Source organism: Mesorhizobium sp. B2-1-3A (assembly GCF_006442655.1).
GTDB lineage: Bacteria > Pseudomonadota > Alphaproteobacteria > Rhizobiales > Rhizobiaceae > Mesorhizobium.
Genome location: NZ_VFWK01000004.1, coordinates 722,152 through 734,700, shown reverse-complemented (window position 1 = coordinate 734,700; position 12,549 = coordinate 722,152). Strand labels below are relative to the sequence as shown.

The following is a 12,549-nucleotide window of genomic DNA, read 5'->3' as shown; positions in this document are numbered from 1 at the left end:
CCGGCGTCGCGCAGTTCATCGGGGAAGGCGCTGGCAATTGCTGCGTTCGTTAGTGCCGCCACCGTCAGGTCCAATGCCTAGTGGTTACGGGCATTGATTGCTCCCTTGGGCGGGCGCTGCCGGCAGGCGAAGTCAGACGCGCTGGCCGTCCTTCACGCGGTAGGTCGGCTTGTACATGGTGACAAGCTCTTCCGCCGCGGTCGGGTGCACGGCCATTGTGCGGTCGAAATCATCCTTGGTCAGGCCGGCCTTCAGCGGAATGCCGAGCAGTTGCGCCATCTCGCCCGCATCCGGCCCCAGAATGTGGGCACCAAGCACCTTGCGGGAAGTGCCGTCGACCACCAGCTTCATCAGCATCTTTTCGTCGCGGCCCGACAGCGTATGCCGCATCGGCCGGAAGCTGGCGCGATAGACCTCGATATCCGCGAAACGCTTGACGGCCTCGTCTTCCGACAAGCCCACCGTACCGATTTCCGGTTGCGAGAAGACGGCGGTCGCGATCGTTTCGTGGTCGGGCGCGGTCGGGTTGCTCTTGAAGGCCGTCTCCACGAAGCACATCGCTTCATGGATCGCCACCGGCGTCAGCTGCACGCGGTTGGTGACGTCGCCGATCGCCCAGATATTGTCGATGTTGGTGCGGGAATAATCGTCGACCTTGATCGCGCCGGTCGAGGTCATCTCGATGCCGACGCCTTCCAGCCCCATATTCTCGGTGTTGGGGATGCGCCCGATAGCCAGCATGACCTGGTCCACCGTCAGCGTCTTGCCGCTGGTCAGGAGGGCGTCGAGCCGGCCATCCGGCCGCTTGTGCACCCGTTCGGTCACCGAATGGCAGAGTATTTTTATCCCCTTCTTTTCCATCGTCTCGTGCAGGGTGTGACGCAGATCCATGTCGAAGCGGCTGAGTATCTCCTTGCCGCGATAGACCAGGGTCGTGTCGACGCCGAGGCCGTGGAAGATGTTGGCGAATTCGACAGCGATGTAGCCGCCGCCTTCGATCATGATCGCCTTCGGCAACGCCTTGAGATCGAAAGCCTCATTGGAGAAGATGCAGTGTTCGTGGCCGGGCAGCGCCGGATGCGCCGCTGGACGGCCACCGGTGGCGATCAGGATCTGGTCGGCGGTGACGGTGCGGTCCTCGCCCAGAAGATGGATCACGTGCGGATCGACGATCATCGCCCGCGAATGAAAGGTCTCGCCGCCGGCGCCCTCGACATTCTTCTTGTAGATCGCCTCCAGCCGGCTGATCTCGCGATCCTTGTTGGCGACCAGTGCCTGCCAGTTGAAACTGGCCTCCGGCACCGTCCAGCCATAGCCGGCCGCGTCGGCAAAATGCTCCGGAAATTGCGAGGCGTAGACATAGAGCTTCTTCGGCACGCAGCCCCTGATGACGCAGGTGCCGCCGAAGCGGTATTCCTCGGCAATGCCGACGCGCTTGCCGAGTGCCGCCGCAACGCGCGCCGCCCTTACCCCACCGGAGCCGCCGCCGATGACGAAGAGATCGTAATCATAACCGGCCATGAGGCAGCTCCTTGAACGTCGGAAAATGTGAGTGACAGGTAGGCCGCCAAAGGCCAAAAGAAAAGCCCGGACAAGCCGGGCTTCACAGATGGCCGCAAGGCCGTATTTGAAAACGCAGGATCAGTTCTGCGTGCCGTCGGCGGGAGCCGAACCATCGGCGGGCGCGGCGCCATCCGCCGGAGCAGCGCCATCCGCAGGAGCAGCCCCATCAGCGGGTGCCGGCGCAGCCGGCGCCTTGGCCTTGGCGGCCGCGGCCAGCGTTTCGCCGACCTGCTGGGCGAGATCGCGGGCAAGGCCGTTCTGCCAGATGTCGGCTGCCTTGACCAAATCACGCGTCACGGCCGGACCGTTGTCGAGCAGCTTCTTGCCGGCCTCGGAGCCATAGAAGGCCGCGATGTCGTTGAGATCTTTTTCGGAAAACACCTTCGCGTAGGCAAGGGCCGCTTCCTTCTCGAGATCGGCGCGGCGCGAGGCCATCGCCAGCGCCTTCTCGTTGATGGTCTTGCCGATCAACTCCTGCATGTCCGGGTTCTTCTGGATGAGCTGCGATTCGAGCGCGGCCGCCGCCTGCGGCAGGATGTTGTCGAACGGGTCGGTCGCATGGATCGCCGCGACCGCCGCCCGGGCGGCCTTCAGGTGCGACTCGGTGACGTCCTGCGAAAACGCCGGCGAGGAGAAGGCGAAAACGGCCGAGGCCGCCAGAACGACGCAAAGGCCGCGAACCCGGTTATGCAACATCATGATCGGTAGAACTCCCTGGTTTTCGGGCGGCATGGACGGTTTGGATGCCGTCGCCACCGGCGATGATGGCCGCTGACGCCAGCCCGATGAAAAGACCATGCTCGACCACGCCCGGAATGGCGTGGAGAGCATTCGAAAGCGCTCTTGTATCCGGAATGCGGCCAAAAGATGCATCGAGGATAAAATGGCCGCCGTCTGTAACAAAAGCCTGGCCTCCCGTCATCCTCAATGTAATCGGACCGGAAAGGCCGAGATTTGCAGCCGCCGCCGCTACCGCGATCTCGGTGGCGCGCAGGCCGAATTGGTTGACTTCGATCGGCAGCGGAAACCGGCCGAGCGTCTCGACCATCTTCGACCGGTCGGCGATGACGATCATGCGCTGCGAGGCCGCGGCCACGATCTTCTCGCGCAGCAGCGCGCCACCGCCGCCCTTGATCAGGGTCAGTTCCGGGTCGACCTCGTCGGCGCCATCGATGGTGAGGTCAAGCTCGGGCGTTTCCTCCAATGTCGACAGCGGCACGCCAAGCTCGCGGCACAATGCAGCGGTGCGCTCCGACGTCGGGACACCGATGACGGTCATGCCCGTCGCGACCTTGTCGGCGAGCAGCCGGACGAATTCTTCGGCAGTGGTGCCGGTGCCGATCCCGAGCCGCATGCCATCGCTGACATGGGCAAGAGCCGCCCGCGCGGCCTCGACCTTCAATTGCCTCGCATCCATGCTGCTTTGCCGCCCCGAAACCTGATGCATGTCGCCCAAAAGTAACCTCGGTTTTTGGGAACCACATGCGACGCGCTTTAGTGTTTTGGGCTCCTAGCATTTTTGCCGGTCCGGTCAAAGCCCCTGGCGGCCATACCACCGCCCTGCTTGCCTTGACGCGCGCCAGCCTTTATCGCCTGCCAGCTGTACAAACCTGCGTGGGACAGACAATGATTCGCCCGACAATCGTGTTCGACCTCGACGGTACGCTGATCGATACAGCGCCGGACCTGCTCGACAGCCTCAACCACAGCCTGGCCGCCAGCGAACTCGCCGCCGTCGACGAGGCCGGCTTCAAGCGTTTCGTCGGCCATGGCGGCCGCGTGATGATAGAGCGGGCGCACGCCGCGCAGCAGCGTTCGCTCGATGTCACCGAGCATGACCGGCTGCTGAAACTGTTCCTCGATCACTATACCGACAACATTCCCGGCAAGTCCCGCCCCTACCCTGGTGTCATCGAGGCGATCGCACGCTTCGAGAAGGCGGGCTATCTCCTGGCCATCTGCACCAACAAGTACGAGGCCAACTCGCTGGCGCTGATCGAAGCGCTCGGCCTGACCAGCCATTTCGCGGCAATCGCCGGACAGGACACATTCGCCTTCCGCAAGCCCGATCCGCGTCACCTGACCGAAACCATCCGGCTGGCCGGCGGCGATCCCCACCGCGCCTTGATGGTCGGCGATTCGCAAACCGACATCGACACCGCCAAGGCCGCCGGCATTCCTGTGGTGGCCGTCGATTTCGGCTACACCGACCGCCACGTCCGCGAATTCGAGCCCTCGGCGATAATTTCGCATTTCGACGCGCTGACCGTGGATCTGGCGGAAAGGCTGATCAGCGCCGCTGGACATTAACGGGCAGCGACCGGCATCCTGTCGGAACAGACCCGAAAGGGTGAAGAATCCGATCGCTGTGAGAATGCCAGACACCGCCTTGACTTAACCGGTTGGCCTCCCTTATATCGCGGCTCGCTTGGCCTTCGGGCAACGAGCGGGCGATTAGCTCAGCGGGAGAGCACACCCTTCACACGGGTGGGGTCGCAGGTTCAATCCCTGCATCGCCCACCATTTTTCCCGGAATGGTTTTTCAGTCTCAGCCCTGCTTCGACGCTCTGGCGAATTGCAACCCGCGAGCGCGGCCTGCCAAGCATTGCATCCCATCTGGAACCAACCGAGACCCCCGCGAGTTTCCTTGCGTCGAAACTTGAGGGAAAACCATGTCCAGATTTCTCGTGGTGACCAGCGTTGCCGTTCTTCTCGCCGCCGGGCCGGCTCTGGCCGCGGATGACAAGCCGCTGCCGCCGCCCAACGCCAAGAAGCTTTCGGAGATCATCGCCAAGGTCGAGCAGCGCGACGGCTTCCGCTATGTGAAGGAAGTCGACTGGGACAATGGTGCCTACACCGTCACCTATTATACGTCAGACAAGGCGAAGGTCGAAATCACCTACGATCCGGTGACCGCTGAGCCTAAGTAGGAGCCGTCGGCAGACACTCTCCATTCGACGGGCCTGCCGTTTTCTCCGCTCGCCCTCATGGCCAATCGGAGTGCCGCAAATTGTCCATCCTTGGAGTGTGATATGCACGCCAGGGCGCGGGCAGCGCCTTGGGCAATGCTGTTTGCTTGGGGGCAGTCATGCGATTTTCCGTTCGAACCGATGTCTTGCTCGTCCTCGCCATCATGCTGGCCGGCAGCATTCTTGCCGCGCCCTCGGCGCGGGCCGACGGGCCGTCCTTCGACTGTGCCAAGGCGAGCCTGCCGGCGGAGAAGGCGATCTGCGCCGACCCGCAGCTGTCGGCCATCGATCTGCTGGTCGCCAAGGCCTACAAGGGATTCGAGCCGGCATTCGGCGGCGACAAGCGCAAGATCGCCCGCGGGCTGATCGCCGACCGCAATGCTTGCAAGAGCGACACTGCCTGCATTGTCAGCGCACTCAACAATGCCTTGCAGACTTACGGCAACGCGCCATCATGGGTGCAGGATTACAACATCGCTCTGGTCGGCAAGAAGGCGCTGGACGTCGCGTCGCGCAACCCCGGCAACAAGGATCAGCCCCTGCCCTCCGCGGTCGGGCAATGCGCGTCCACGCACATCAAGACGCTGACCACGCGGCTCGGCGACGATCCGTTGGAAACAGCCAGCCCCGACGCGGGCAGCGCCGCGACATTCACCAATGGCGGCGGGGCCGTCTCCTATGATCGCGAGCCTGGCCTCGCTACCTCGAAGGTCGGCGAACCCGTCGTGATGTGCCTGATCGCGATTCCCAGGGACTGCCCCAAGGACGACGACCGCGGCCGGGTCTATTATTCGATCGATCTGGTTGCGAAAGGTTCCTGGGCCTTGCCGGACTCCGAGCATCTTTGTGGCGGCGCCTGATCGGCATGCTTGGTGTATGAGGAAAGCCTTGGCATGCCGGCAAAGGCGCCTGCCCTTGCGCCGGATCGTCTTTGATGGCTGACTGAACCGGTTGACTGCGCCGTATGGGGGGATGGGCATGGCGACGGCGAAGCACGTGATGAAGCGCATCCTGATGATGCTTGCCGGCTATCTCGTCGCGATACTGGTCGGCCTGTTCGCCGTGGTGGCGATCTACGCCGCGCTGAGTTCCTTGCCCAATGCGCCGGCGTATTTCGACGTGATGGGCGTTACGCCGATCGCCGCCCTAGTGGTGCCGCCACTTGGCATGTTCATCTATTTCCTGACGATTGTGGTGACCGCGTTGCAGACGCTGATCTTCGCGCTGATCGCGGAGTTCTTCTCGTTGCGCAATGTCCTGATGCACATGGTCTTCGGCGCCGCTGCCGCCGCCGGCGGCTTCTTCCTGATCTGGCCGAGTTCGGCGGAGGACATGGATCCGGAGCGATGGGCCGACATCGGCATCATCGCCGCAGCCGGCCTTGTCGCCGGCTTGATCTACTGGCTGATCGCCGGGCGGGAAGCCGGCTTCCGCCGCCCGTTGTCGCAGTTCTGAACGATCAGCTGGACGGCGAACGCACCGCCTCGGTCGCGTCCAGGGCCTGCTTCAGCCGCGAATCGCGATCGTAGACATCGTTGAAATACTCGACCTTGCCGGACATGTCGGGCCATGCGGTGAAATAGGCGACATAGACCGGGATCTTGCGCGTCACATCCTCGGTCGAGTGTCCGTGCTTCAGCTTCTCGGCCACATAGTCGACCGAGGTGCCAAGCACAGCGGCCGCCATGCCGCGCGGGTCCTGCAGGCGCACGCAGCCATGGCTGAGCGCGCGCATGTCCTGTTTGAAGAACGATTTCTGCGGCGTGTCGTGCATGTAGATCGCGTGCTTGTTGGGGAACAGGATCTTCAGTTCGCCCAGGGCATTGGCCTCGCTCGGCTGCTGGCGCACGCTGTAGGGAATGTTGGCGCCATAGGCGCCCCAATTGACCGCCGACGACGGAATGCGCTTGCCGCGCGAGTCCGTCACCTCGTAGCCGGCCCGGTCGAGATAGCCGGGATCACTGCGCAATCTGGGCAGCATCTCGTTGACGATGATCGACTGCGGCACGCCCCAATAGGGATGGAAATCGACCTGCTTGATCTGGTCGTAGAAGAACGCCGTCTGGTTGGTGACCCGACCGACGACGGCGCGCATCTTCAGCTTTTCCTCGCCATTGTCGATGTAGCTGGCGGTGAATGCGGGCTGGTTGATGAAGACACGCGGGCTGCCGAGATCGGAAGGCAGCCAGCGCAGTTCCTCCAGCGCCACCTGCACCTTGAGCAGCCTGTCGGCCTTCGACGTACCGGCCAGCAAGGCGACGGTGCGCGGACCGATGACGCCGTCGCCCTTCATGCCTTCCTTCACCTGCACCGCCTTGATCAGCGGCACCAGTTCGGGAACGTAGACCTCGCTGGTCGCCAGCCGCGACAGGAGCTCGCCATAGGTGCCGCCCATGTCGTCATCGAGATTGCGCGCGATCAGCGACAGCAGCTTCGGCAGTTCGGCGCTGGTCTGCCCCGGCTTCAGCAGCAGCTTGGGATCGACGACGATCTCGTTCTCGGCACTTGCCTGCAAGGATTCCAACTCGACGCGCAGCGCCTGATATTCCGCATTCTGCGGATGCCGCGATTCGAGGTAAGTGCGCACTTCCTGCGTATGCGCGAGCGTCTTCAGTACGCCGACCATGTCGAGCGGCTTGGCCGGGAAATCATAATAGCCGGTCATCCTGTTGGGCTCGACACGGCCGCTCTGGGCATCATGGGCGTAGCGCAAGACGCGCGCCGAAAGCGACATTTCGAAGCGCACCAATTCCTTCAACTTGGCTGCGTCGTCCGACGAGGCCGAATTCACGGCCGGCACGTCGACCGTATAATCGGCTGGCGTCAAGCCATAGCTCGCGGCCTCGCCAAGCACCCGAACCGCATCCTGGGCGCGGTTGTTGAGGCTGGCTCCGCTCACCCAGATGAAGTCCGGATTGGCCGAATAGTAGGCAATCAGTGCCTTGGCGATGTCGGGCTCGGCATAGAGCTCGTAGTCGCTGAGACCGGCAATGGCGTCGTGGAAAGCAGCACCAGTGGCGGACGGAACGAACGCCGCGTCCTGCGGCGTTGCCGGTTGCGGCGCCGCCGACAGCGTCGAGAAGTCGACGCGCACCAGCCTGTCGGCCTTGTAGGTGTAATAGGACGGGCTGCTGATCTTTACGCCACCGCCGCCAGCCGGGACTTTCGGCTTGGGTTTGTGCTTTGGTGGAGGCGGAAATTCGCCTTGTGGCTCATGCCTGACACCACCGCCGAACAGCATGTCGAAAAGCCCTTGCGCACCGGCTTGAGGCGCGCCCAGGGCGAGCGTTGCCGCGATCGCCATCAGCGGCATCGCGGTTGCTTTGTTTCCGAGGAATTTCATGAATCACCCGCTCCGGTCGCAACCGGTTCCCGTTCCGCACGCTAGACCGTCTCGCTCACCGCATGGCGGATGTAAGGCGCGACTATACCGATTCATACCGATTTCGTTAAGCTTTCATAAATTTCGGAAAGCCTGTTGCAGAACGGTTTCACAACATCGTGACGGCGGGAGCGCGGGTGTTCCCGCTCCCGCCTGGGAACTCCGCAAAATTCAGGCGTTGGCACCACCATCGATGGTCAATGCGGCGCCGGTCACGAAACGCCCCTCAGGTCCGGCAAGCCACGCGACCATGCCGGCGATGTCGTCGGCCTTGCCGAATCGCGGCGTAGCCATCTTCTGGCGCTGGTGCTCGGCATGCGGTCCGTCCGCCGGGTTCATGTCGGTGTCGGTCGAGCCGGGATGGACGACATTGGCGGTGATGCCGCGCGGACCGAGGTCGCGCGCCAGGGCCTTGGTCAACCCGACCAGTGCCGCCTTGCTGGCGGAATAGGCGCCAAGGCTGGTGTCGGTGACGCGTTCGGCGAGATTGCTGCCGATCGAGATGATCCGACCGCCCTTGCCCATATGAGCCGCCGCGGCTTTCGAGGCGATGAACGGGGCTCTCAGATTGACCGACATGGTCTCGTCGAAATCGGCAAGCGACAGCGTATCGATGGGTGCCGTTCGCCAGATGCCGGCACTGTTGACCAGGATGTCGAGCCGGCCGAAGGCGCCAACGGCCTGATCGACGGCTCTGTCTATCGCCGCCGCATCCCGGTTGTCGGCCCTGATCGCAAATGCACGGCCGCCCTTGGCCTCTATATCGGCAACAACGGAGAGAGCCTGCTCCTCGCCATGCACATAAGTCAGTGCGACAGCCGCGCCATCGGCGGCCAGGCGCCGTGCAATCGCCGCCCCGATGCCGCGACTGCCACCCGTGACGAGGGCGGCCTTGCCGTTCAAATTGCTGGAAGACATCTGTTTCTCCATTTTTGTATCGATCAATACATAAATGTCTGGCAGCCTTGCCCGGTTGCGTCAACTGATTTATGTATCGATCAACACAGAAAAGGCGCCATGTCGGAAAGAGGCCGTCCCCGTACCTTCGATCGAACTGCGGCCCTGCGGCGCGCGATGGAGCTCTTTTGGGCCAAAGGCTACGAGGGCACTTCGATTGCCGAACTGACCGCTGCGATGGGCATCAATTCGCCCAGCCTCTATGCCGCCTTTGGCAGCAAGGAGGCGCTGTTCCTCGAAGCGACCGAATATTACACGCAAGCCGAAGGAACAGAGATCTGGGCCGCGTTGGACCAGGCATCGACGGCATGCAAGGCGATCGAGAACTTCCTGCGGCAGACAGCCAAGGCTTATTCGCGGACCGATCGCCCGCAGGGCTGCCTGATTGCACTGGGTGCACTGCACGAAGACTCAAGCAGCGGCGCCATCTGCGCGGATTTGCGCCGGCGTCGCGCCGGAAACCTCACAGCCTTGCGCAAGCGCCTCGAGCGCGGCGTGGCCGAGGGCGAATTGCCGGCGAAATTCGACTGTCGTGCCGTGGCGACTTTCTTTGCCACGGTTCAGCACGGCATGTCGATCCAGGCGCGGGATGGTGCATCGCGCGCCGCCCTGCTGGCGACCGTGGCCGGGGCGATGGCGGCGTGGAAGACGATGGCCGCAACCGAGGCAGCGTGACAAACGCAGGCTGGTGTGCTCGAAATTCAGACCTGCCAGCAAGGCCGGGAGGGACGACGGTGAAAAAGGGTTATCGCGAACTGCTGGACGAGGCCAATGCCGAGATCGAAGTGGTTTCGCCTGAAGAAGCGGCGGGATTGCTCGAAGATGAGGGCACGATCTTCGTCGACCTGCGCGACCCTCGCGAGGTCGAACGTGACGGGAGAATACCCGGCGCCAAACATGTCACCCGTGGCATGCTGGAATTCTGGATCGATCCCGAAAGCCCTTATCACAAGCCGTTTTTCGCCTCGGGAAAGAGCTTTGTCTTCTTTTGTGCCGGCGGCTGGCGCTCGGCGCTCGCCACCAAGACCGCGCAGGACATGGGATTGACGCCGGTCAAGCACATCCTTGGCGGCTACACCGCCTGGAAGGCGGCCGGACTGCCGGTCGAGCCCGGCGAGAAGAAGTAGCCCAATGCATGTCGCTCAAAAGCGGTCCCGGTTTCGAGACAACAACATGCATGGAACGAGGACCGCGGCTCAATGCAGTAATGACGGCTCGTGGTTCCCCGCGACGAAGGCAACGGCGCGTTCGACAACACCCTTGTCCGCAAGAATGCGGCGGTGGCCGAGCCCGTCGGCCCAGTGCACCCGTACATGACCGCCGGCGCCGGCATAGCGTCTCGCATGCTCAGCCGGCACCTCGCGGTCATCGGGCGCGTGGATGATAAGCGTCGGCACGGGCGCCTGTGCGAGCTGGCGGTCGCCGGTGAATTCGTGCAGCGGCCGGCCGGACAGGTGTTCGACACGGTCCGCCATGGCAACCTGCGAGCGGGGACCGACATTGAGCATGCGGCTGAAGTCGGCAAAGATCGCCGGCAAGGAGCTTGGCGCCGCGATCAGCACAAGACGCCCGGCTGTCAGCGGCGGAACGTTTTTGACCGAGCCGGCGATGGCATTGGCGGCGACGGCGCCGCCGAAGGAATGCCCCACCGCCGCCACGAACGGACCGAACCATTCGCCAGCAACCCGCACAGCGTCAACCGCGTTGACCATGTTCAGGTGCCGGCCCTGCGAATGGCCGTGGCCCGGCAGGTCCAGCGAAACGACCCTGTAGCCAGCGGCGCGATAGCCTTCGATCAATGCGCGCATGTATTCGGTGCGCGAACGCCAGCCATGAACGACAAGTACGGTGCCGGGAGCCGCCCTGCCCGGCTCCGGCCGGAATTCATGCACCACCACGCAGCCGGTCGCCGTCTTCAGTCGATGATGGCGCGCCTCGGTCATGAATTCGGCGGCGCGGCCGATGGCGCGGCGCTCACCGTCGGTCAGCGCCCTGGCGCTCGGCGTACGGCAGAACAATTCGAAGGCCGCACGCCCGGTGATGCGCGGCGCAATATGTTCGGCCGCACCAAACACACCTCGGATGACCTTCAGCCCGAATGATGCCATAGTGAGAATCCATCCATACGTTCAAGCATGAACATAATAGTTCAAAGATGAACAATAAACAAGAGCTGCCCTGGGACAACCCGCGTTTTCGCAACTGGGTCGCGGTGGCGCGCGCCTGCCATGTGCTGGAGCGCACGCTGGCGGTGAAGCTCGCGCCGCTGGATCTCAAACCGGCGCAGCTCGACGTGTTGATGAACCTCTACCGCCATCCCGGCATGTCGCAGCACGACCTTGCCCGCAAGCTGCTCGTCGGCCGCTCCAACATCACCATGCTGTTGCCGCAGCTGGAGACGCGCGGCCTGCTGCGCCGCGAAGGCGACGAGAAAGATAAGCGCATCCTGCGGCTGGCCCTGACCGAGGCCGGCGAGGCGCTGCTGATGCAGGCGCTGAAAGTGCATATGGCTCTGATCGAAAAGGCGATGAGCCAGTCGACGCCGGAACAATGCGACATGATCGGCGAACAGATGCGCAAGATCTACGAGGTGCTGAAGGAAGCCTGACGGCCCGGTCAGTCACCACATCGTCTTCTTCGCCCGCTCCGGCCATTCCTTGTCATAGGTTTCACCGTCGATGTTCTTGCGGCTGGTGATTTCCAGGATTTTTCCTGGCGTCGGCAGTGATTTCGGGTCGACATGTTTCGCCGGATTCCAAAGTTCCGACCGCACGATGGCGCGGGCGCACTGGAAATAGACCGAATCGACTTCGATGACGGTCACCGAACGCGCCGCCTTGCCGTCGACTATGAACGACGCGCAAAGGGCGGCATCCGTGGTGAGGTGCGCGCGGCCGTTGATGCGCAACGTCGTACCGGAGCCCGGCACCAGGAACAGCAGTCCGACGCGAGGATCCCTGATGATGTTTTTCAGCGAATCGGCGCGGTTGTTGCCGCGCCGGTCCGGCATCATCAGTGTCTTCGGATCAACGATGCGCACGAAGCCGGCGAGATCGCCGCGCGGCGAACAGTCCAGCCCCTCCGGGCCGCTGGTGGCAAGCGCAACAAAGGGCGAAGCCTCGATGAAGGCTGCGTATTCGGGAATGACGTGGTCGAGTTCCTTGACCAGCGAGGCTTCGCCGGGAAAGCCATAGAGCGCTTCGAGCTGTTCGACCGTGGTGATGAGCGACATCGTTTCGTCTCCGAACCTTTGCCGGCGCTACTCCAGATGTGTGACGCCTTTACGACGCCAGCTCAGCGATCCCGGCTCAGCCCTTTTTCCGCAAGCTCGGCAAGATAGGCATTCCAGCGCTCATCCCTCTCATGGCCGAGCGTATGCAGGTAGTTCCAGGTGAAAATACCCGTGTCGTGGAAATCATCGAAGGTGATGCGCACCGCATAGTTGCCGACCGGTTCGATCTTCAGGATAGCCACGTTGCGCTTGCCGGGAACCGTCACCCGCTGCTCCGGGGAATGCCCCTGTACCTCGGCCGATGGCGAGGCAACGCGCAACAGCTCCGCCGGCAATTCGAATGGCTGGTGATTGGGAAAGGTGACCGACAGCAGCTTGCGGTCCTTGGAGACCCTGAGTTCTTTTGGCGCGGTCATGCAGTTTCATCCCGTATCGATTGCCCTTCC

Annotated in this window: 15 protein-coding genes and 1 tRNA gene; 8 read left to right on the top strand and 8 right to left on the bottom strand. The window is 63.0% G+C overall.

Annotated elements, in window-relative coordinates; genetic code table 11:
- Window positions 1–132: 132 nt before the first annotated feature.
- The 3 genes from gor to rpiA form a co-directional block, all read right to left on the bottom strand.
- Window positions 133–1,521 (bottom strand): glutathione-disulfide reductase, encoded by a 1,389-nt coding sequence (gene gor / locus FJ977_RS19430; protein ID WP_140773817.1) that lies wholly within the window; start codon window positions 1,519–1,521, stop codon window positions 133–135.
- Between the two features lie 120 nt (window positions 1,522–1,641).
- Window positions 1,642–2,262, bottom strand: coding sequence for a DUF2059 domain-containing protein (locus FJ977_RS19425; protein ID WP_140773816.1), 621 nt, complete (start codon window positions 2,260–2,262; stop codon window positions 1,642–1,644).
- Complete coding sequence (gene rpiA, locus FJ977_RS19420; protein WP_140773815.1) at window positions 2,249–2,980, bottom strand: ribose-5-phosphate isomerase RpiA; 732 nt, start codon at window positions 2,978–2,980, stop codon at window positions 2,249–2,251. Before rpiA ends, FJ977_RS19425 begins: the two co-directional genes overlap by 14 nt.
- Window positions 2,981–3,189: 209 nt before the next feature.
- On the opposite strand from rpiA, the gene FJ977_RS19415 reads away from it, so the two are divergent.
- From FJ977_RS19415 to FJ977_RS19395, 5 genes are all read left to right on the top strand, one after another.
- Window positions 3,190–3,873, top strand: a complete 684-nt coding sequence (locus FJ977_RS19415) for a phosphoglycolate phosphatase (RefSeq protein WP_140773814.1) — start codon at window positions 3,190–3,192, stop codon at window positions 3,871–3,873.
- A gap of 138 nt (window positions 3,874–4,011) precedes the next feature.
- A tRNA-Val gene (locus tag FJ977_RS19410) sits at window positions 4,012–4,086 on the top strand.
- Window positions 4,087–4,235: 149 nt separating this feature from the next.
- On the top strand, window positions 4,236–4,493 hold the full coding sequence (locus FJ977_RS19405) for a PepSY domain-containing protein (protein WP_140773813.1): 258 nt from the start codon (window positions 4,236–4,238) through the stop codon (window positions 4,491–4,493).
- Between the two features lie 158 nt (window positions 4,494–4,651).
- Complete coding sequence (locus tag FJ977_RS19400) at window positions 4,652–5,392, top strand: lysozyme inhibitor LprI family protein (RefSeq protein WP_246683194.1); 741 nt, start codon at window positions 4,652–4,654, stop codon at window positions 5,390–5,392.
- A 112-nt stretch (window positions 5,393–5,504) separates the two neighbouring features.
- On the top strand, window positions 5,505–5,987 hold the full coding sequence (locus FJ977_RS19395; protein WP_181179959.1) for a hypothetical protein: 483 nt from the start codon (window positions 5,505–5,507) through the stop codon (window positions 5,985–5,987).
- A gap of 4 nt (window positions 5,988–5,991) precedes the next feature.
- On the opposite strand, the gene FJ977_RS19390 is transcribed toward FJ977_RS19395, so the two are convergent.
- Both FJ977_RS19390 and FJ977_RS19385 read right to left on the bottom strand, forming a co-directional pair.
- Complete coding sequence (locus tag FJ977_RS19390; protein ID WP_140773811.1) at window positions 5,992–7,875, bottom strand: murein L,D-transpeptidase; 1,884 nt, start codon at window positions 7,873–7,875, stop codon at window positions 5,992–5,994.
- Window positions 7,876–8,085: 210 nt separating this feature from the next.
- Entirely contained in the window at window positions 8,086–8,832 is a 747-nt protein-coding gene (locus FJ977_RS19385) for a 3-oxoacyl-ACP reductase family protein (RefSeq protein WP_140773810.1), read from the bottom strand.
- 99 nt (window positions 8,833–8,931) lie between these two features.
- On the opposite strand from FJ977_RS19385, the gene FJ977_RS19380 reads away from it, so the two are divergent.
- Both FJ977_RS19380 and FJ977_RS19375 read left to right on the top strand, forming a co-directional pair.
- A complete protein-coding gene (locus tag FJ977_RS19380) occupies window positions 8,932–9,546 on the top strand; it encodes a TetR/AcrR family transcriptional regulator (RefSeq protein WP_140773809.1) in 615 nt (204 codons plus the stop codon).
- Between the two features lie 59 nt (window positions 9,547–9,605).
- Window positions 9,606–9,998, top strand: a complete 393-nt coding sequence (locus FJ977_RS19375; RefSeq protein WP_140773808.1) for a rhodanese-like domain-containing protein — start codon at window positions 9,606–9,608, stop codon at window positions 9,996–9,998.
- Window positions 9,999–10,067: 69 nt separating this feature from the next.
- Here the strand turns inward: FJ977_RS19375 and FJ977_RS19370 are convergent, their stop codons facing one another.
- Window positions 10,068–10,979 carry an alpha/beta hydrolase gene (locus FJ977_RS19370; RefSeq protein ID WP_140773807.1) on the bottom strand — a complete coding sequence of 304 codons (912 nt, stop codon included), beginning with the start codon at window positions 10,977–10,979 and terminating at the stop codon, window positions 10,068–10,070.
- A gap of 47 nt (window positions 10,980–11,026) precedes the next feature.
- On the opposite strand from FJ977_RS19370, the gene FJ977_RS19365 reads away from it, so the two are divergent.
- Window positions 11,027–11,479 (top strand): MarR family transcriptional regulator, encoded by a 453-nt coding sequence (locus FJ977_RS19365; protein WP_019858112.1) that lies wholly within the window; start codon window positions 11,027–11,029, stop codon window positions 11,477–11,479.
- 12 nt (window positions 11,480–11,491) lie between these two features.
- Here FJ977_RS19365 and FJ977_RS19360 read toward each other — a convergent pair whose 3' ends face one another.
- Both FJ977_RS19360 and FJ977_RS19355 read right to left on the bottom strand, forming a co-directional pair.
- Complete coding sequence (locus tag FJ977_RS19360; protein WP_140773806.1) at window positions 11,492–12,103, bottom strand: pyridoxamine 5'-phosphate oxidase family protein; 612 nt, start codon at window positions 12,101–12,103, stop codon at window positions 11,492–11,494.
- Between the two features lie 62 nt (window positions 12,104–12,165).
- Window positions 12,166–12,519 carry a DUF971 domain-containing protein gene (locus tag FJ977_RS19355; RefSeq protein WP_140773805.1) on the bottom strand — a complete coding sequence of 118 codons (354 nt, stop codon included), beginning with the start codon at window positions 12,517–12,519 and terminating at the stop codon, window positions 12,166–12,168.
- Window positions 12,520–12,549 lie beyond the last annotated feature (30 nt).